General features: G+C 43.8%; 17 protein-coding genes. 13 read left to right on the top strand and 4 right to left on the bottom strand.

All coding sequences use genetic code 11. The annotated features are described in order from the left end of the window. Window position 1: 1 nt before the first annotated feature. The 3 genes from dmpG to FTU91_RS00075 all read left to right on the top strand — a co-directional run bounded on the left by dmpG (window position 2) and on the right by FTU91_RS00075 (window position 3,888). Window positions 2-1,021 (top strand): 4-hydroxy-2-oxovalerate aldolase, encoded by a 1,020-nt coding sequence (gene dmpG / locus FTU91_RS00085; RefSeq protein ID WP_086195280.1) that lies wholly within the window; start codon window positions 2-4, stop codon window positions 1,019-1,021. A gap of 429 nt (window positions 1,022-1,450) precedes the next feature. Next, window positions 1,451-2,737, top strand: a complete 1,287-nt coding sequence (locus tag FTU91_RS00080; RefSeq protein ID WP_180080066.1) for an OprD family outer membrane porin — start codon at window positions 1,451-1,453, stop codon at window positions 2,735-2,737. Between the two features lie 293 nt (window positions 2,738-3,030). Beyond that, on the top strand, window positions 3,031-3,888 hold the full coding sequence (locus FTU91_RS00075; RefSeq protein WP_180043082.1) for an alpha/beta fold hydrolase: 858 nt from the start codon (window positions 3,031-3,033) through the stop codon (window positions 3,886-3,888). A 57-nt stretch (window positions 3,889-3,945) separates the two neighbouring features. Here the strand turns inward: FTU91_RS00075 and FTU91_RS00070 are convergent, their stop codons facing one another. Together FTU91_RS00070 and hcaR are read right to left on the bottom strand one after the other, a co-directional pair. After that, entirely contained in the window at window positions 3,946-4,617 is a 672-nt protein-coding gene (locus FTU91_RS00070; protein WP_180080062.1) for a DUF1345 domain-containing protein, read from the bottom strand. Between the two features lie 287 nt (window positions 4,618-4,904). Next, window positions 4,905-5,804 (bottom strand): DNA-binding transcriptional regulator HcaR, encoded by a 900-nt coding sequence (gene hcaR, locus FTU91_RS00065; RefSeq protein ID WP_086195284.1) that lies wholly within the window; start codon window positions 5,802-5,804, stop codon window positions 4,905-4,907. 282 nt (window positions 5,805-6,086) lie between these two features. Here hcaR and hcaE point away from each other — a divergent pair, with 282 nt between their 5' ends. The 9 genes from hcaE to FTU91_RS00020 all read left to right on the top strand — a co-directional run bounded on the left by hcaE (window position 6,087) and on the right by FTU91_RS00020 (window position 15,216). Continuing rightward, window positions 6,087-7,454, top strand: a complete 1,368-nt coding sequence (gene hcaE, locus FTU91_RS00060) for a 3-phenylpropionate/cinnamic acid dioxygenase subunit alpha (RefSeq protein WP_086195285.1) — start codon at window positions 6,087-6,089, stop codon at window positions 7,452-7,454. Beyond that, window positions 7,451-7,969: a 3-phenylpropionate/cinnamic acid dioxygenase subunit beta gene (gene hcaF, locus FTU91_RS00055; protein ID WP_086195286.1), complete on the top strand. Its 519-nt coding sequence runs from the start codon at window positions 7,451-7,453 to the stop codon at window positions 7,967-7,969. Before hcaE ends, hcaF begins: the two co-directional genes overlap by 4 nt. Next, window positions 7,969-8,295, top strand: a complete 327-nt coding sequence (gene hcaC, locus FTU91_RS00050) for a 3-phenylpropionate/cinnamic acid dioxygenase ferredoxin subunit (protein WP_180080059.1) — start codon at window positions 7,969-7,971, stop codon at window positions 8,293-8,295. Before hcaF ends, hcaC begins: the two co-directional genes overlap by 1 nt. 2 nt (window positions 8,296-8,297) lie before the next feature. Then, window positions 8,298-9,113 (top strand): 3-phenylpropionate-dihydrodiol/cinnamic acid-dihydrodiol dehydrogenase, encoded by an 816-nt coding sequence (gene hcaB / locus FTU91_RS00045; protein WP_180080056.1) that lies wholly within the window; start codon window positions 8,298-8,300, stop codon window positions 9,111-9,113. A gap of 69 nt (window positions 9,114-9,182) precedes the next feature. Then, window positions 9,183-10,148 (top strand): 3-carboxyethylcatechol 2,3-dioxygenase, encoded by a 966-nt coding sequence (locus FTU91_RS00040; protein ID WP_086195288.1) that lies wholly within the window; start codon window positions 9,183-9,185, stop codon window positions 10,146-10,148. Window positions 10,149-10,152: 4 nt separating this feature from the next. After that, a complete protein-coding gene (gene hcaD / locus FTU91_RS00035; RefSeq protein WP_180080053.1) occupies window positions 10,153-11,379 on the top strand; it encodes a 3-phenylpropionate/cinnamic acid dioxygenase ferredoxin--NAD(+) reductase subunit in 1,227 nt (408 codons plus the stop codon). Window positions 11,380-11,668: 289 nt separating this feature from the next. After that, window positions 11,669-12,577: a DMT family transporter gene (locus FTU91_RS00030; RefSeq protein WP_180080051.1), complete on the top strand. Its 909-nt coding sequence runs from the start codon at window positions 11,669-11,671 to the stop codon at window positions 12,575-12,577. A gap of 569 nt (window positions 12,578-13,146) precedes the next feature. Continuing rightward, window positions 13,147-14,085: a cation diffusion facilitator family transporter gene (locus tag FTU91_RS00025; RefSeq protein ID WP_180080048.1), complete on the top strand. Its 939-nt coding sequence runs from the start codon at window positions 13,147-13,149 to the stop codon at window positions 14,083-14,085. A gap of 75 nt (window positions 14,086-14,160) precedes the next feature. Beyond that, window positions 14,161-15,216 carry an MBL fold metallo-hydrolase gene (locus tag FTU91_RS00020; protein ID WP_180080045.1) on the top strand — a complete coding sequence of 352 codons (1,056 nt, stop codon included), beginning with the start codon at window positions 14,161-14,163 and terminating at the stop codon, window positions 15,214-15,216. Window positions 15,217-15,238: 22 nt separating this feature from the next. Here the strand turns inward: FTU91_RS00020 and FTU91_RS00015 are convergent, their stop codons facing one another. Continuing rightward, complete coding sequence (locus FTU91_RS00015; RefSeq protein WP_180080226.1) at window positions 15,239-15,640, bottom strand: DoxX-like family protein; 402 nt, start codon at window positions 15,638-15,640, stop codon at window positions 15,239-15,241. A 369-nt stretch (window positions 15,641-16,009) separates the two neighbouring features. Here FTU91_RS00015 and katG point away from each other — a divergent pair, with 369 nt between their 5' ends. Continuing rightward, complete coding sequence (gene katG / locus FTU91_RS00010) at window positions 16,010-18,202, top strand: catalase/peroxidase HPI (RefSeq protein ID WP_180080042.1); 2,193 nt, start codon at window positions 16,010-16,012, stop codon at window positions 18,200-18,202. A gap of 83 nt (window positions 18,203-18,285) precedes the next feature. On the opposite strand, the gene FTU91_RS00005 is transcribed toward katG, so the two are convergent. Beyond that, window positions 18,286-18,662: transposase (locus FTU91_RS00005; RefSeq protein WP_180080039.1), on the bottom strand; the 377-nt coding region annotated here is incomplete at its 5' end.

The raw sequence follows: 18,662 nt of genomic DNA, 5'->3' as shown, positions 1-18,662 counted from the left end.
CATGTCTAAGATTATTATTAATGATATGACTTTACGTGATGGCATGCATCCTATGCGCCATCAAACTACACCTGAGCAAATGGTTGCGATTGCAACTGCTCTGGATGATGCAGGTGTCCCTTTAATTGAAGTTACACACGGTGACGGCTTGGGCGGTAACTCTGTGAACTACGGTTTTGCAGCGGCAACCGATGAAGAATATTTGAAGGCAGTGATTCCAAACCTGAAACAGGCAAAAGTATCTGCACTTTTACTGCCGGGTATTGGTACGGTTGATCACTTGCAAATGGCGCATGATGTTGGTGTTTCTACCATTCGTGTGGCAACGCATTCAACTGAAGCTGACGTTTCTGAACAGCACATTACTGCTGCACGTAAACTCGGTATGGACACTGTGGGCTTCTTGATGATGGCACACATGGCTTCTCCAGAAAAACTGTTGGAAGAAGCACAAAAAATGGTGTCTTACGGTGCAAACTGTATCTATGTAACGGATTCTGCAGGTTACATGCTTCCTCAAGACGTGACTGACCGCGTAGGTATTTTACGTGCCAACCTGGGTTCAGACATCGAAATCGGTTTCCATGGTCACCATAACTTGGGTATGGGTGTTGCAAACTCTGTATCTGCTGTGACTGCTGGTGCAACGCGTGTTGACTTGGCTTCTGCTGGTTTAGGTGCAGGTGCAGGTAATACACCACTTGAACTGTTTGTTGCGGTTGCTAACCGTATGCAAATTGAAACTGGTGTAGACTTGTTTAAGGTTCAAGACGTTGCAGAAGATCTGATCATTCCAATGATGACCCATCAGATTCGTGCTGACCGTGACGCAGCGACTTTAGGTTATGCGGGTGTTTACTCTTCATTCCTGTTGTTTGCTAAACGTGCTGAAGCGAAATATGGCGTGTCTGCGCGTGAAATCCTGATGGAACTGGGTCGCCGTGGTACTGTAGGTGGTCAGGAAGACATGATTGAAGACTTGGCATTGACCATGTCTAAAGCTAAAGAAGCTAATGCTTAATCTGCTTTAAGTTGAAGCAAAAAAAGCGTCCGAAAGGGCGCTTTTTTTATTGCTAGACTTTGATTTTACACTTGAGTTTATAGATAAAAAATATCATATCATAGGATAGTTATATTAATATAATCAATTATTTAAGTGGTTTTAGCTCTGGGTTAAACTTAAAAGCGATTAATCAATTTTTTTTTGCGGTCAAAAAGCCTAAATTCTTTTAAAATAAACACTGAAACAAAGGTTTAACAAAAATGAAATGAAAGGAAGATAAAATGACTTATTGTTTAAAGTTCTTAACGTGATTTGAATCACTAAAATAAAAAAAAGCAGAAATAGCCATAAAGGCAATAAATCTTAATACTCTGGTCGGATTTCGTTTTTTGTGATTGTTTAGCATGATGGCGTCATAGCTTAATTTGATTACTAGGGAATTCAGCCATGCGTCGTCAAAACTTATGGATAGCAATGCTTGCTGCGACAGCAACTTTAGGAACAACTGCATCGAATGCAGATTTTGTTGACGACAGTAATGTCCAATTAAAATTTAAAAACTTTTATTTAGACCGTCAGTATGCGGATCTTCCGCAAAACAACTGGGGTTCTTGGTCTCAAGGTATCACCCTGGATGCCAAATCGGGTTATCAGGATATCGGTGGCGGTATTCAGATCGGTGCGGACCTTTTGGTGCAGCATGCATTTAAATTAAATGGTCGTGATACAAAAGCAGACTGGGTTTTGCCGCATGATGGCAAAGAGTCGAAAGACAATTTTGGTAAAGTTGGCGCGACCTTAAAAGCCAAAGTTTCACAAACTGAATTAAAAGTCGGTGAATTATTACCGGTATCTCCAGTACTGGTATTCGATCCATCACGTCAGTTGTTGACGACTTATAGCGGTGCATGGCTTGAGTCTAAAGAGATTAAAGATACCAAACTGACTGTGGCTTATATTGACGGGATTAATAACCGTTATGACAACCAGTTCCGTGATTTAACCTTGTTTGCACCAGGAAAAACTTTGCCAGACGGTGTTTCAAAAGGACATTATGATTTAGGTCCTACATCTGATGGAATGTTGATTGCGGGTGTTGATCACCAGTTTACTCCGGAAATTGGCGGTAGCTACTGGTATGCAGATGTTGAAGATATTTATCAGCAGCATTATGTCGGTGCAAGCTACAAAACCAAGCTGGGTGAAAAAGCCAAGTTAGACAGCCATATCCGTTACTTTGATAACTCGGAGTCAGGTGACAAGCTGTATGGTGATATTGATAACCAGGCGTTGTCTGTAGGCGCTAAAGTCAATTATGGCGCACATACTGTTGGTTTGGGCTACCAGCAAATGTTTGGTGATTCTCCGTTCCCGACATTGGGTGGCTGGGTACCACAACCTTACTTGGTAAACTGGGGTGTCGCAACTTTTACCAATACCAATGAAAAATCATGGGGCTTCACTTATGGCTATGATTTCTCTGGGTTGGGTGCCAAAGGTTTAAATGCTACGGCAGTATACTTTATCGGTTCAGATGCTGAGGTGAAAACATCTCCAACGACTACTTTGAAAGACCAGAAATCGGATGAGCTGAATTTGATTCTGAACTACACGGTTCCAGAAGGTAAACTTAAAGGCCTAGGCTTCCAGGCGATGTATATCGATACAGATTTCGACTGGAAATCAGACTTAAAAGAGTACCGTGTAGCGACAACTTATACCTACAAGTTCTAATTCAGCAGTGTAATAAAAAAGCGACTTTTAATAAGTCGCTTTTTTTTTATGGAGAGCGCTATTTTATTATTAAATGCCTTAATAAAAATAAGGGTTTTGATTTTAATAAAATTTTAAAAAACAAATAGTTAAATTATCGTTTTTTTATAGTATTTGATCGTAAATTTGTATCAGTTTGACTGCTTTGAACAGGTAATATAAGGCAGTAAAAAAGTAAATTTCACCGAGTCAACTTGACGTTAAATTCTGAATCAAGATGGAAACGCAAGCTAAAGACTGTACGAGGAGTATGTATGAGCACTGTTCAAATCCCTGAATATACAACAGATCCATTCTTTGGCTTAGAAGACAAATGGATTGAAACTGCAGAAGGTGAGTTGACTCACTATCACGAAGTGGGTGAAGGTACACCTATCCTGTTCTTGCACGGTTCAGGTACCGGTGTATCTGCTGCGGCAAACTGGTGGTTAAACTTGCCATCAATTGGTGAGCAGGCACGTTGTATCGCTATCGACACTATTGGTTATGGTCAAACTGTAGTTGCACCAAACACAGCTTACGGTATCCGTGCCTGGGTAGACCATGCAGTTCGTACTTTAGATGCACTGGGCATTGAAAAAACCTGGTTGGTGGGTAACTCACTGGGTGGCTGGTTAGCTTTCCAATTGGCACTGGATTACCCTGAGCGTGTTCTCGGTATTGTATCTATGGGTACGGGTGGTGCAAAACAGACTGCTGCACTGAAAGCGCATGCGAATCCGGTATTGACTGAGGAAGGCATCAAGAAAACATTGTCTATGTTTGTAGTGAACAAAGACCTGATTACTGATGAGCTTGTGAAAGTACGTTTTGCTTCTGCTGCAAATGACTATGCATCGAACCGTTTGATGGACGTAGTGGGCGCACGTGACCGTGACCGTTTCGAATTCCCGTTAGACTTCGAAAAAATGAAAGACATCACTGTGCCTGTATTGTTGATTCATGGTACTCAAGACGTGGTGATTCCAGTTTCTCGTACCTGGGATATCCTGAACATTGTACCCAATGCTGATGCACACATTTTCAGCCAGTGTGGCCACTGGTCTCAAGTGGAAAAAGCTGAAGAGTTCAATACAGTGATTAAAAACTATTTAACTGCTCGTGGCGTTTAATCCCGCCGTCTAGCCAATAAAAAGGATGACTTCGGTCATCCTTTTTTATGCTCTTGCTCAAGGGCTGATAAAGTTTGCTGCCACATTGATCGTGATGGCCAGAATGGTGGTATTAAAGCCGTAGGCCAGCAGCAGGTGCAGGGTATTTAGAACCCGCATTGCGGAGTGGGTAATGGAAACATCTGCCGTTTGTGCGGAAGTACCGACGATGTAACTAAAATATAAAAAGTCGGGATAAGTCGGTCTAGGTGTTTTGGGAAACTCCAGCCCGCCTTCATTATTCTTGTCGAGTGCCAGATAAAAGTCATGCGCATAATGAATCGCAAAAATGGTATGCATTAGGAACCAGGCAGAGGTAATGGTCACCATGGATAAAATGATATGAGCGGTTTGAATGAGCGTATTGCTCGGCAAATTATTCACTTCAATAATAAGCGCAATGAAGCAGATGAATAAGGTCAGCAGGACCAGAAATAGAATCAGCCATTTACTGGCATCTTGTTCCTTCGCACGTTGCAGGATATGCGCATGATCAATGCGCCAGAGTTTTTTCAGGGTGAAAAATAAATAGGCATAGATGACCAGATTCCAGCTCATTAGTAGGCAGGTTGACCAGTTCCATGAGGTCATGAACTGAAAAGTAGCATACAGCACAGCAATAAACGGAAAGGTTAGAAAGAAATAAAGATGGTGCTGAATCCCTGTTTTTATACGGCGTAATAGATGCATGAGGGGGCAACCTTTTATCGTTATTGTTGTTTTTTAACATTTTAAAAAGTTTGTGGGAAATTTATTAGACTTAAGTTGTAATTCTCGATGATGAAATGTGATTTATAAATGGCTAAAGAAAAAGTTATGCGTTATTCCCTATAAATAGCGTGTTAATGATAAGAAAAAAACGTAAGACTTAAGTCTAATCTGGACTAAAAATACACAAATTGAAATAAAAAAAACCACCATTATTTATTAGCAAAATAATGGTGGCTTCAATCCGGTGCAAAAGCATAAAAATTTTTTTAAGTGCGGTTTATATTTAGATAGAAAACATGGGTCAGCAATTCAATAAATTTCTTCACTGCGATAGAGCTGCTGTTTTTATGGTAACTCACATACAGGTCGAGGTAAGGCAGTTCTACATCTAAAGGGCGAATCACAGTATTTTCCATGGTCAGTGGTGCAACATAGCCCGGCAGAATGGTGCAGCCTAAACCCATCCCCACAGAATTGATGTTAAACAGGATGTTATCGGCCTTTTGCACAATATTGAATTCAATGCCATTGGCATGGGAAAAATCTATAATGGCATTATGTAATGTTAAGGACTGTTCTGCAGCAGGAATAATAAAATCTATACCATTCAATTCTTTAACAGGAATTCGTTCATACTTAGCCAAGGGGTGGTCTTTCGGTAAAATAAAGATCAGTGGCTCACGTAACACAAATAGACTTTCAATTTCATCACTATTGAGATTGTGCCGGGTAAAGGTGACGTCCAGTTCCCCTTTTTTCAGCAACTTCATTTGTTCACTGTTATTTAAGCTGAGCAAATCGATTTTTAAATCAGGGTTTTGCACGCGTAGATTTGGTAGTACATAAGGGAAAATTTTCATTTCCGCCACCGGAACAAAGCCGATGCGCAGCATTTGCTGTTTGGCTTGCGAAACCTGGCGTGCCATGGCAATCGCTTTATCTGCCTGTGCTAGGGTTAAGCGCGCCTGCTCGAGAAATACGGCACCTTCTTCAGTCAGCTCAACCTTACGTTTGGTACGATAAAGCAGTTTTACCCCGACATCTTCTTCCAGATCTTTAATTTGCTGACTTAAAGAGGGCTGTGCGGTATAAAGCTTTAATGCAGCCTTACTGAAGTTAAGTTCTTCTGCAACGGTGATAAAATAGCGTAGGTGTCGTAATTCCATATAACTCGTCCAAAAGAGTAATCCAAAAAATGTCTTACTATATTTTTGTAGCAGTATAATCTATAAACAACTATTAGGTGAAGATTATTCTGCCATTTAGAAAATAAATGATCTTGTATTTTTCATTAGTGTTTAAATATATAAGCTACAGTTTTAAGTAATTCATAAAATATCTTAATTGAAACAAAAAAAATATTTCCCCAAAACTGGCTAAAAATCCATTATCGCTGAAAAGTTGAGTCTATTTACTTTGTGCCGTTACTGGTCACAGGAGAGCTTTTCATGAGTGGAAAAATTGATGTGCGCGAAATCGACGCTTTAGTCGATGCACAAAATGGACGTATCTCGCCATCTATCTATACAGACCCAGATCTATATGAACTAGAACTTGAACGCGTTTTTGGTCGTACATGGTTATTCCTTTGTCATGAAAGCCAGATTCCTAAGGCGGGTGACTTCTTCAATACCTACATGGGTGAAGATCCGATTATTGTGGCACGTCAAAAAGACGGTTCAATCAAAGCATTTTTAAACCAATGCCGTCACCGCTCTATGCGCGTAAGCTTCGCAGACTGTGGTAATACCCGTGCGTTCACTTGCCCATACCACGGCTGGTCTTACGGTATTGACGGTTCTTTAAAAGACATCCCGCTTGAAGAGCGTGCTTACCCACAGGGTGCATGTAAAGAGCAATGGGGTCTGGTAGAAGTTAACCGTGTTAAATCTTACAAAGGCCTGGTATTTGGCTGCTGGGATGAAACAACACCTGACTTAGAAGAATACATGGGTGACATCGCTTGGTACCTGGATGGTGTTCTAGATCGTCGTCCTGGCGGTACTTGCATCGTTGGTGGTGTACACAAGTGGGAAATCGAATGTAACTGGAAATTTGCTGCTGAACAGTTTGCATCTGACCAATACCATGCATTGTTCTCTCACGCATCTGCGGTACAAGTTCTTGGTGCAAAACCGGATGATGATGCATCTAAACAGTTAGGTGCGGCACAAACGGCCCGTCCAGTTTGGGAAACAGCAAAAGATGCACTTCAATACGGTCAACGTGGACATGGTTCAGGCTTCTTCTTCACTGAAAAACCAGATGCTAACGTTTGGGTAGACGGCGAAGTAGCAAACTACTTCCGTGAAACTTACGAAGAAGTAAAAGACCGTTTAGGTGAAATCCGTGCGCTACGCCTTGCTGGTCACAACACCATGTTCCCGACACTGTCTTGGTTGAACGGTACGGCAACACTTCGTGTATGGCACCCACGTGGTCCAAACAAAACTGAGGTTTGGGCATTCTGTATCTGTGATGCTGACGCACCACAAGACGTAAAAGAAGCATTTGAACGTTCTGCAACCCGTGCTTTCGGCCCTGCTGGTTTCCTTGAGCAAGATGACTCTGAAAACTGGGTAGAAATTCAAAAAGTATTACGTGGTTATAAAGCTCGTCAAAACAAACTCATTATGGAAATGGGTAAAGGTAACGAAAAAGTACGTGAAGACGGTATTCCAGGTATTACCAACTACATCTTCTCTGAAACTGCTGCACGTGGCTTATACCGCCGTTGGGCAGACCTGCTGATCCATGAAAAATGGGAAGATGTTGAGAAAGCAGCTGAAGCATATGAGAAGGAGCTTGTGAAATGAGTCAAATCAGTTTAGAACTTCATCACGAAATCAGTCAGTTCCTTTATCGTGAAGCAAAATTGCTGGATGACTGGAAATTCCGCGAATGGCTGGACGTAATGGCGGAAGATATTTCGTACACGCTACGTACCACGCCAAACGCACAAACCCGTGACCGTCGTCGTTCAGTTGAGCCACCAACAACTTGGGTGTTCAACGACAACAAACATCTGTTGGAACGCCGTGTAGCGCGTCTGGAAACGGGTATGGCTTGGGCTGAAGAGCCTCCATCACGTACCACTCACATGGTGAGCAACGTGATTGTTGAACCAACTGAAGTTGCAGGCGAATATGACGTGTACGTGACTTATCTGCTCTACCGTTCTCAAAAAGAGAAAGATATTACGATTTACTGTGGTAAACGTCACGACAAGATCCGTAAAGTTGAAGGTGGTTTAGGCTGGCAAATCTTTGACCGCAAAATCACCCTAGACCAAGTGACTTATACCTCACATAACCTGAGTGTGTTCTTCTGATGAATAAGATTTTTGTTTGCCAAGTTGACGAATTGGACGAAGGCGAAGCATTGAAAGTGGATTGCGGCGTGAACGGTATCGAAGCGCTTGCAGTTTTTAACAATGGCGGTGAGTTCTTTGCAATGAACGACCGTTGTTCACACGGTAATGCTTCTATGTCAGAAGGTTATCTTGAAGATGACGGTACTGTGGAATGTCCACTGCATTCAGCACGTTTCTGTTTGAAAACTGGTCAAGCATTATGCTTACCAGCAACTGATCCAATCCAGACTTTCCCTGTGATTGTGGAAGATGGTCAGTTATTTGTAGAGATGTCAGGAGAGTAATCATGGGTTGGCTACAAGGCGAAGTTGCACTTATTACGGGTGGTGGTTCAGGTTTAGGCTGGGCACTGGTCGAACGTTTCATGGAAGAGGGTGCACAAGTTGCTGTTCTTCAACGTTCACAGGCAAAAGTTGATGCATTGAAAGCCCATTTCGGTGATCGAGTATTAGCAATTGCCGGTGATGTAGCCAGCTATGAAGACAACGTTCGTGCCGTAAACGCAACAGTTGAGCGCTTCGGCAAGCTTGACTGTTTCGTTGGCAATGCTGGTATCTGGGATCATTATGCAGATATCGTCAATACATCGGGTGAGCAACTGGAAAAAGCCTTTGATGAAATCATGGGTATTAACACCAAGTCTTTAATTCTTGGTGCCAAAGCTGCGCTGGATGCATTGATAGCTTCTGAAGGTTCTATCATATTTACTTTGTCTAACTCTGCACTATACTCGGCAGGCGGAGGCCCTGTGTACACGGCATCCAAGCATGCTGGTGTGGGTATTATGAAAGAACTGGCTTACGAGCTTGCGCCTAAAGTACGAGTGAACGCCGTTGCACCGTCAGGTATGAATGTCAATATCAAAGGGGCAGCATCATTAGGTCAGGAAAATCTTGGTCTGCTGGATGCGCGTGATCCTGAGAAAATTGCACGTGGCATGCCACTGAACTTTTTGCCTGAACCGGAAGACATGACGGGTTCATACGTGCTGTTGGCATCTCGTCAAAATAACCGTCCTTTGACTGGTGTTCTGATCAATGCAGAATGTGGTCTGGGAATTCGCGGCTTACGTCAGCCTCGTGCCGGTTTCTTTGACGAATAAAAATCTAGTCTAAATCAAATGGACTTATCGGCAGCCTGTTCTGGCTGCCTTCCTTTTAAGGAGTCTCTCATGGCCGTTAAACTTATTTGTGCTTCGCACAGTCCGTTAATGGAATTTGCTTCACCACAAGATCAGTCTAAAGAGCAGAAAGTCCGTGCTGCTTTTGAGAAATTGTCTGCTGAAGTCAAAGCTTACGACCCAACCCTGATCATTACCTTTGGTCCAGACCATTTCAATGGTTTCTTCTATGACCTGATGCCAAGTTTCTGCGTGGGCATTCGTGCCAAAGCGGCAGGTGACTGGGATTATGGTAAAGACAATGATCATATTGATGTGCCTGAAGACAAGGCGCTGGCGCTGGTTCGCCGCGTATTGGACGAAGGTGTGGACGTTGCATACTCATACCGTATGCAGGCGGATCATGGTGTGACTCAGCCTTTACATTTCCTGTGTGAAGGTCAGCTTGATCGTTATCCAACGATTCCAGTTTTTATTAATGGCGCTGCAGCACCCATGCCAACCACCAAGCGTACCATCGCTTTAGGTCGTGCTGTAGGTCAGTTTATCAAGTCTTTAAACCTTGAAAATGAACGTGTTCTTGTACTGGGTACCGGTGGTTTGTCACACGATCCACCGACTCCGCAAATGGGTTCTGTGCCACCAGAAGTTGAAGAATTCCTGATCGCGGGCCGTAACCCAAGCCCTGAAGCACGTAATGCCCGTCAGGCCAAAGTGATTGCTGTAGGACAGAAGCTTGCTGCAGGGGATACCTCAGTTTCTGTACCATTAAGCCCGGAGTGGGATATTGCATTGCTGGAGAAATTCAAGAATGCAGATTTCGCTGCACTGGAAGCCATGACTGAAGCTGACATCCGCCGTGACGGTGGCCGTGGTGGTCAGGAAGTCCGTTCATGGATGGCTGCATTCGCTGCCCTGCATGAAATGGGTGAATATGACATGACGACACATTGCTACGAAGACATCAGTGAGTGGATCGCTGGTTTCGGCATCGTATCTGCAGAGTTAAAAGGTTAATGACATGAGCAACATCGAAACCATCGTAATTGTAGGTGCTGGACAGGCAGGTGCAAGTGCGATTTTAGAACTTCGTGCCAACAAGTACGAAGGCAAAATCATTTTGATTGGTGATGAAACGCATCTGCCTTATGAGCGTCCACCATTATCCAAGGATGTGATTCTAAAACCTGAAGAAACCAAGATTGAAATTCTGTCAGAGCAAAAACTGGCTGAACTTGGTGTAACAACTATTCGTGGCAATGGCGTGGCTAAAATCAATGCCGAGGCCCATACAGTTGAACTTCAAAACGGTGACGTTGTTGCTTATGACAAGCTATTGCTTGCAACAGGCGGTGCAGCACGTCGTTTACCAAACTTTGATGCGCTGGGTAAACATGTGTATACCCTGCGTAATCTTGAAGATTCACAAGCACTGGTACCTGTGCTTCAAGCCGGTCAACGTATTGTGTTGATTGGTGGTGGGGTGATTGGTCTTGAACTGGCATCATCTGCACGTTACAAAGAATGTGAAGTGACTGTGATTGAACAGGGTCCAATGGTGATGGGTCGTTCATCGCCACGTATCCTGAGCGAATTCTTGTTGGCGCAACAACGTCGTGCCGGTGTAGATGTGCGTCTGGAAACCAGGATTGCAGACTGCAAGCTAGACGGTGAAGAAGTTGTCGTGACCCTTGAGGGTGGTGAAGAGCTTCGTGCCGATGCGGTCATTTACGGTATTGGTATCGTACCGAATGCTCAGCTGGCGGTTGAGGCTGGCCTAGACGTTGATTTTGCGGTTAAAGTTAATGAAAACTGCCAGACTTCAAATGCTGACATTTATGCAGCAGGTGATGTCGCGACTCAGCTTCGTGAAGATGGTGAATACCGCCGTGTCGAAACCTGGGAAAATGCCAACCTTCAGGCAGGTATCTTTGCGCGTCATGTGATGGGTGTAGAGCATCCGAAAGCCAATCCGGCATGGTTCTGGACTGATCAACTCGACATTAACTACCAGTTCGTGGGCGATATGGCTGCAGCTGAATGGCATGTTCGCGGTGAAATGGATGCAGCCAAAGGTGCAGACAATTCATTCGTGATGTATGGTGTGACTGACGGTCAAATCGTTGCTGGTATTACGGTCAATGCTGCAAAAGAAATGCGTCATCTGAAAAAAATGATCAGCAAAAATACCGTTTTTGAAGCAGAAAAACATCTTGATTTAAGCCTGGATTTACGCAAAGTGGCTTAAGTTTTATTGAGATATTTTTGGACAGACCTATGTTTTGCATAGGTCTGTTTTTTTATGTCTTTGCCTTCATTGTCATGACTTCATGTGTCAGTGTGATTTAATATATTTTCGTATAGGTTATTGTTATTTTTCAAAGATGAAAAGTAACAAAAATCTTCTGTAGTGCTGAGGGGATGTCTATATCTCCCAGTACCACAGGCGGCATGCATGCTGCCATCAGTGTTGTTGATTGCGGATTTGAACATAAATTTGGTTCGCTTCTTTTTGATAAATTTTAATTGAGCAATTTATGAGTTCAAATTCATCTTCCATGATGGTCATGGCAAGTATTTACGCTTTATTGGTATTCATCTGGGCCACTACGCCACTGGCAATTGTCTGGAGCGTGCAGGAAGTCCACCCGATGTGGGTGCTGATCATCCGTTATTTCGGCGCGTCGCTGATTGCCTTGTTCCTTTTAAAGCTGATGCGTGACCCGCTACCTTTTGATCAGACTTCTTTAAAAAGTTATGTGGCGGGCAGTCTGAATTTAATTGGTGCGCAGCTGTTTATCTATCTTGCAGCCAATTATCTGACTTCCGGGTTAATGGCACTGATTTTTGGTTTTTCACCGCTGATTGCAGGCCTGATTGGACATGTGATTTTAAAAACGCAAAAACTGATCTGGCTACAATGGCTGGGTATGGCGATTGCGGTTTCCGGTCTGAGCTTTGTCTTTGCCGATTCTGCCGACAGTAAAGTCAACCCGATTGGTGTAGTGTTGATGCTGATTAGCATGGTGTCTTATATCAGCTCGATTTTCTGGGTCAAACAGATTAATGCTCCACTCAAACCGATGTCACAAGCGACCGGTTCACTGATGGTCTCAGCCGTGGGTTCACTGCTGATCATTCCGTTTATCTGGCAGCATTTTCCAACGGCACTGCCTAGTGGACGAGCCATGATTGGTTTTATCTTTACCATGATCATGTCTTCTATTGTGGCCATGCTGTGTTATTTCTGGCTGATCCGCCGTTTAAATGCCTCTACGGTTTCCCTAAGCAATGTCATGACCCCGGTGATTGCCCTGATTTTAGGTGCCACCTTGAATAACGAATATATTAGTCCGAATGCCTTTGTCGGCATTGTGGTGGTGATGTTCGGTATTGTGATGTATTTCTGGAAAGAATGGCGCCAGCAGTATTTTTCCAAGCATTAAGTAATATGTGTCGGAAAAAAAGGAGGTTTATAGTTTACTGCTGTCTCATATAAGGCTTTCACTGCCGCAATTTTTCAATAAAATTGAAAAGGTATTTGTGTAGGCGAAGTCTTACTTTTGAGAGGCCAAAAGTAAGCAAAAGCCTTTGTTACCCATACACAACGTCCATGTTGTGATGGGTAACGTGTGGCATCCCTGCCACACTCGTGTATCCAGCGCTGGCTTAAATTAAAATTAGTAGCCTATAGCTCCATTTACTCTATTTCATTTTCATTAACACAAGATCCATGCTCATCCATCAGATTTTAATTTCTTATCTGCAATTCCTTTTCAGGCTAAAAGGAATGTTCTTGTTCCACATAGAACAGTCAAATTGGTTGTATATGATGCTACTGCACAGAGAGTTGGGGTAGGGTGCATAATGATTCACCAGTTAAAGCGCACAACAATAAAAAACTAAACAATTTATGGTGGAAGATTGGTTAATATGAAATGCGATATAGAGAAAAATCAAATAGATCTATTTGATAACAACAACGCTTAACAAAAAACACCCGGGACAAATTTGAATGTCTGATTCGAATAAGATTGTGGTCTATGCAGCACTGGCAGGTAATCTGGCAATTGCACTGGTCAAGTTTGTGGCCGCCTATATCACCAACAGTTCGGCCATGTTCAGTGAAGCTATTCACTCGGTGGTAGACACACTGAACGAAATTTTGCTGCTGTATGGCATGAAAAAATCCCAGCAGCCCGCCAACTATAAGCATCCTTTTGGTTATGGTCGTGAGCTGTATTTTTGGGCTTTTATTGTGGCATTGATGGTTTTTGCACTGGGTGCGATTGTGTCGATTTATCAGGGCATACAACATGTGCTGCATCCTGAAGCAATGCTGAATCCCACCATCAACTATATTGTGTTAAGCATCGCCATTTTGTGTGAAGGCACCTCGTGGCTGGTGGCCTTAAAAGCATTCCGTAAGGTGAAAGGCAAGCAAGGTTATTTCGAGGCTTTTCGACACAGTAAAGATCCCACCACCTTTACCGTACTGTTTGAAGATACGGCTGCGTTATGTGGTCTGCTGATTGCCCTGATCGGGATATATCTGGCTCATGCCTTGAATATTCCTGAACTGGATGGCATGGCCTCAATCTTGATTGGTCTTGTACTGGCGGTTTCTGCTATTTTATTGGCGCGTGAAACCAAGGGCTTATTGCTGGGGGAAACGGCCGATCCGCAACTGCGTAATGATATCTTGCTGATTGCCCAGGAAGATGAAGCGGTACAGTCGGCCAATGGCGTGCTGACCGAACAGATGGGCGCGCATCAGGTGCTGGCATCGTTAAGCCTGGAGTTTGAAGATAATTTAAGCTCGGATGACATCGAAGATTGCGTCAATAGAATTGAAGCGAAAATCAAACAGATTCATCCGGAAATTGTGGCATTGTTTATCAAACCGCAAACTAAACAGGTGTGGTTGGAACGTATGCAAGGACGTTTAGAATAAAACGTGATATATATGCCAGTGCATTCAGAATACCGGATTTTGAATGTTGAGGTCAGACTAAGAAATTGAATCTACATGAAGCAGAAGCCTGAACAATTACACTTTCAACTCCCGACCAAAGCATGCTGGTCACATATCTGGCGTCAGCCTTCATTTCGGTTTATGCATTCCAATCATCATGATGGTGAACAGTTCTTCAATGCCTTGCCCAGTCCTGCAGGGCGTGGCCGTACCGAGCTGATCAAGTGGCTGCTTGGCCGCAAGTCATCGACCTGGAATGTTGATGTTCAAAAAGAACAAGCCGAATTTCATGCCAGCAAACGTGCCATTCCCCAGAACCGTCCAAACGCCAGTATAGATGACTGGCAAGTGTGGTTTGTCGGGCATGCTACGGTACTGTTACAAATCGGGCCTTATAATCTGCTCACCGATCCGGTTTGGTGCGAACATGTCAGTCCCCAGCAGGGCAAAGGTCCGAAACGGGTTATCCCGGCGGGAATTGCCTTGGAAGAATTACCGACCATTCATGCGGTGCTGCTCAGTCACAATCATTATGACCATATGGATCTGGCCAGCCTGGAATGGCTGCACGATAAATTTGCCATGCCGATTTATACCGGCCTGGGCAATGCGTGGTATTTGCCGAAAAGTTTTCATGTGCTGGAAATGGACTGGTGGCAATCGTCCTTATTGCAGGATTTAAAAATTATTTATACCCCGGCACAACATTTCTCCGGTCGCGGCTTACGCGATCACAACCGGGCATTGTGGGGCGGCTTTTCAGTGCGTGCCGGAAAAGACCATTGTTTCTTTGCCGGAGATAGCGGTTATTCACCGCATTTTAAAGAGATTCAAAACCGTTTGGGTGCACCGCGTATTTCATTATTACCGATTGGTTCCTACCAGCCGCGTGAGCTGATGAACTATATGCATATGAACCCGCAGGAGGCTTTTCAGGCGCATCAGGATTTACATTCCAGATGTTCGCTGGCGATTCATTACCACACTTTTCAGCTGACCGATGAAAGCCGGGAACAGCCCGAACTGGACTTAAAAGTGGCCATGAAAAATACCTCCAAATTGATGACCCCCTTTTACTGCATTCGCGAAGGGCGGCGTCTGGTGGTTTGATCTTGTTTAAGATGTTTGTTTCTTAAGATGACGCTTGGCTCAGCTTTAACAGTTGAAGGGCAAGCATTGAAAGGGAAATCATCGCCATATTCATCACCACGGGGTTAAATGCAGAAGTGAGTTGCAAGGGACTGGTGAGCGCAATCAGCAATAATAATCCGGCTAAACCTAAAATATTCAGCTGATGGATGACGGCTGCTTTTTGCCAAATAAGGAAAGTACAGCCAAACACAATTTCAATCATGCCCGACAGGGTAACCGCCATTTTTGCCAGATACAGTTCTAAACCCATGCTCTGCCAAATGGTGATTTCAGCAGCTGACTGAAACAGGATTTTCGGAACCCATCCCTGATAAATCCAGAGTGCAGCAAGCGTGATCTGAATGAGCCGCAGCGGTTTTTCTAATAGAGGCTGATGATTCACGAATGGCAGGTTCCAGAAAATACGGTCTGTTCTCAGCAATAGCGATCATGCTTGATCAACATGATGGGGGGATGTTTGCTTGTTATGGCCTCACTATAGCACATTATTTTTAATCAGAAATATTGTCCAAAATCTCAAACCTTGATTGTCTTTATCACGCCTTGATAATGTAGTTCTAAAAATTTGATCTCTTGTTGTGAGGGTTGATAAATCCTGTTTTTGATCCCGTTTTAGAATAGGCTTTTTCGATCGTTTTCATTCGTATAACTTGCTTTCTATTGTCATAAAAAACAGCTATTTTGATGATGAGTTAGAAATTTTTAACGGTTCATGACAATCGTCATTTTATGATTAATTTGGAGCTCAGATATGAATAATGATACGAAAACTGCAGGGAAATGCCCGTTCCACCAAGAAGGTGGCAATACCAATGCCGCCAGCTCAAATGCTGCTTGGTGGCCGAATGCTCTAAATCTTGACATTCTTGCTCAACACGATAAAAAAACCAATCCGATGGACCCGGATTTTGATTATGCCAAGGCATTCAATTCACTGGATTTAGAAGCAGTGAAACAGGATTTACGCGAACTGATTAATAGCAGCCAGGACTGGTGGCCATCGGACTACGGTAGCTACATTGGCATGTTCGTGCGTACTGCCTGGCACTTAGCCGGTTCTTACCGTAAACAGGACGGTCGCGGCGGTGCCAATACCGGTAACCAGCGTTTTGCACCACTCAACAGCTGGCCAGACAACGTCAACACCGATAAAGGCCGCCGTCTGCTTTGGCCGATTAAACGTAAATATGGCAATAAAATCTCTTGGGGCGATCTGATCATCCTGGCCGGTACAGTGGCGTACGAAGAAGCCGGTCTGAAAACCTTTGGTTTCGGTGGCGGTCGTCAAGACATCTGGCACCCTGAAAAAGACGTCAATTGGGGTTCTGAAAAAAAATGGCTGGATGCCACCAAAAACCGTTATGAAAATGACCAGGACCGTAAGTCATTAGACAATTCTCTTGCTGCCGTGCAGATGGGCCTCATTTACGTGAACCCTGAAGGGGTAGACGGTGTACAGGATCCGCTGCGTACTGCACAGGATATGCGTGTGACCTTCGACCGTATGGGCATGAATGACGAAGAAACTGTGGCCTTGACTGCAGGTGGTCACACCATTGGTAAAGCACACGGTAACGGCAAAGCTGAATTGCTGGGTAAAGACGTTGAAGGTGCGGATGTCGAATTCCAGGGCTTAGGCTGGCATAATCCTGAAGGTACAGGTAACGGTGCCAATACTATGGTCAGTGGCCTGGAAGGGGCATGGACCACGCATCCAACCAAATGGGACAATGAATTCTTCTATTTATTGTTTACCTATGAGTGGGAAAAAACCCTCAGCCCGGCAGGCGCGAAACAATGGGAACCGATCAACATCAAAGAGGAAGACAAACCTGTTGATGCACACAACCCGAATGTCCGCCGTAACCCGATGATGACCGATGCCGATATGGCACTGAAAATTGATCCTGAGTATCGCAAAATCTCTGAGCGTTTCTATAAAGACCCAGCTTATTTTGCTGAAGTGTTTGCGCGTGCATGGTACAAGCTGACTCACCGTGATATGGGACCAAAATCGCGTTATTTAGGTGCTGATGTTCCTGCTGAAGATCTAATCTGGCAAGACCCGATTCCATCGGTGAATTACGTGTTGTCTGAAGCAGAAGTTGAAGAACTCAAAGCGAAATTGCTGAACAGCGGTTTAAGCACAGCCGAGTTAATTAACACCGCTTGGGACAGCGCGCGTACTTTCCGTGGTTCGGACTACCGTGGTGGTGCAAACGGTGCACGTATCCGCCTGACGCCGCAAAAAGACTGGGTCGGTAACGAACCTGAACGTCTGGCAAAAGTATTGGCGAAACTTGAAGAAATTCAGGCTGGTCTTGAGAAGAAAGTCAGCATTGCCGACCTGATTGTACTTGGCGGTACGGCTGCGGTTGAAAAAGCGGCTCAGGCTGCGGGTGTGGAGATTAAAGTTCCTTTCACGCAGGGACGAGGAGACGCCACTCAAGAACAAACTGATGTCTATTCATTTGAAGACTTGTTGCCAAAACACGACGGTTTCCGTAACTGGTTGAAAGAAGACTATACTGCGCAACCTGAAGAACTGCTGTTAGACCGTGCTCAGTTACTGGGTTTAACTGCACCTGAAATGACGGTACTGATAGGTGGTATGCGTGTACTGGGTACCAACTATGCGGGTGCAAAAGAAGGCGTGTTCACAGACCGTGAAGGTGTATTAAGCAACGACTTCTTCGTGAACCTGACTGACATGGCATATAACTGGAAACCGGTCGGCAAAAACCGTTATGAGATTGTAGACCGTACAACGGGCGCAGTGAAATGGACGGCAACACGTGTGGACTTGGTGTTTGGTTCAAACTCGATTTTGCGTTCCTATGCAGAAGTGTATGCACAAGATGACAACAAAGAAAAATTCGTGAAAGACTTTGTTGCTGCTTGGACCAAAGTGATGAATGCAGACCGTTTTGATGTGAAAAAATAATTTTCATTGAGATGTAAAAAACCGCTCGAAAGGGCGGTTTTTTTATTGTCTGAATTTTTATTCGTTGTAGGACTTACGCAGTATTATTTATAGATTCTCTGTGGTAGCAGATGATTTTTATCGAGAATAAAGTCATCAATGAAGTTTTTGATCATTGGTCTAAATAATTTCTTCTGCCAACAATATACATTTTCAAAGATCTGCTCAAACTGGTTCTTTTGTATCTCCACGTAGGCCATCAAGGCTGAAAAAATATGATTCGAAATCAGTTTAGATCGTCTTACTTGAAACTTTTCAATATGACAAACCTGTTTAATCACCCGATGATATTGTTCTATTTTCCAATGACTTGAATGTAATTCATGAAAACCCTCAAAGGACAATAAATCATCTTCATCTTGATGCACAATATAAAACCTCTGCTGTTCTTTTAACTGAGTCTTAAATAATTGTACAAAGC

It is taken from the genome of Acinetobacter sp. YH12201 (assembly GCF_013418145.1).
Taxonomy (GTDB): domain Bacteria; phylum Pseudomonadota; class Gammaproteobacteria; order Pseudomonadales; family Moraxellaceae; genus Acinetobacter.
The sequence above is the reverse complement of the archived record's forward strand: the minus strand, read 5'-3'. Positions and strand labels throughout refer to the sequence as shown.

Excerpts from the sequence above, each read along its gene's own strand:
- dmpG (WP_086195280.1), top strand. The coding sequence starts at position 2 with ATGTCTAAGATTATTATTAATGATATGACTTTACGTGATGGCATGCAT.
- FTU91_RS00080 (WP_180080066.1), top strand. The coding sequence starts at position 1,451 with ATGCGTCGTCAAAACTTATGGATAGCAATGCTTGCTGCGACAGCAACT.
- FTU91_RS00075 (WP_180043082.1), top strand. The coding sequence starts at position 3,031 with ATGAGCACTGTTCAAATCCCTGAATATACAACAGATCCATTCTTTGGC.
- FTU91_RS00070 (WP_180080062.1), bottom strand. The coding sequence starts at position 4,617 with ATGCATCTATTACGCCGTATAAAAACAGGGATTCAGCACCATCTTTAT.
- hcaR (WP_086195284.1), bottom strand. The coding sequence starts at position 5,804 with ATGGAATTACGACACCTACGCTATTTTATCACCGTTGCAGAAGAACTT.
- hcaE (WP_086195285.1), top strand. The coding sequence starts at position 6,087 with ATGAGTGGAAAAATTGATGTGCGCGAAATCGACGCTTTAGTCGATGCA.
- hcaF (WP_086195286.1), top strand. The coding sequence starts at position 7,451 with ATGAGTCAAATCAGTTTAGAACTTCATCACGAAATCAGTCAGTTCCTT.
- hcaC (WP_180080059.1), top strand. The coding sequence starts at position 7,969 with ATGAATAAGATTTTTGTTTGCCAAGTTGACGAATTGGACGAAGGCGAA.
- hcaB (WP_180080056.1), top strand. The coding sequence starts at position 8,298 with ATGGGTTGGCTACAAGGCGAAGTTGCACTTATTACGGGTGGTGGTTCA.
- FTU91_RS00040 (WP_086195288.1), top strand. The coding sequence starts at position 9,183 with ATGGCCGTTAAACTTATTTGTGCTTCGCACAGTCCGTTAATGGAATTT.
- hcaD (WP_180080053.1), top strand. The coding sequence starts at position 10,153 with ATGAGCAACATCGAAACCATCGTAATTGTAGGTGCTGGACAGGCAGGT.
- FTU91_RS00030 (WP_180080051.1), top strand. The coding sequence starts at position 11,669 with ATGAGTTCAAATTCATCTTCCATGATGGTCATGGCAAGTATTTACGCT.
- FTU91_RS00025 (WP_180080048.1), top strand. The coding sequence starts at position 13,147 with ATGTCTGATTCGAATAAGATTGTGGTCTATGCAGCACTGGCAGGTAAT.
- FTU91_RS00020 (WP_180080045.1), top strand. The coding sequence starts at position 14,161 with ATGAAGCAGAAGCCTGAACAATTACACTTTCAACTCCCGACCAAAGCA.
- katG (WP_180080042.1), top strand. The coding sequence starts at position 16,010 with ATGAATAATGATACGAAAACTGCAGGGAAATGCCCGTTCCACCAAGAA.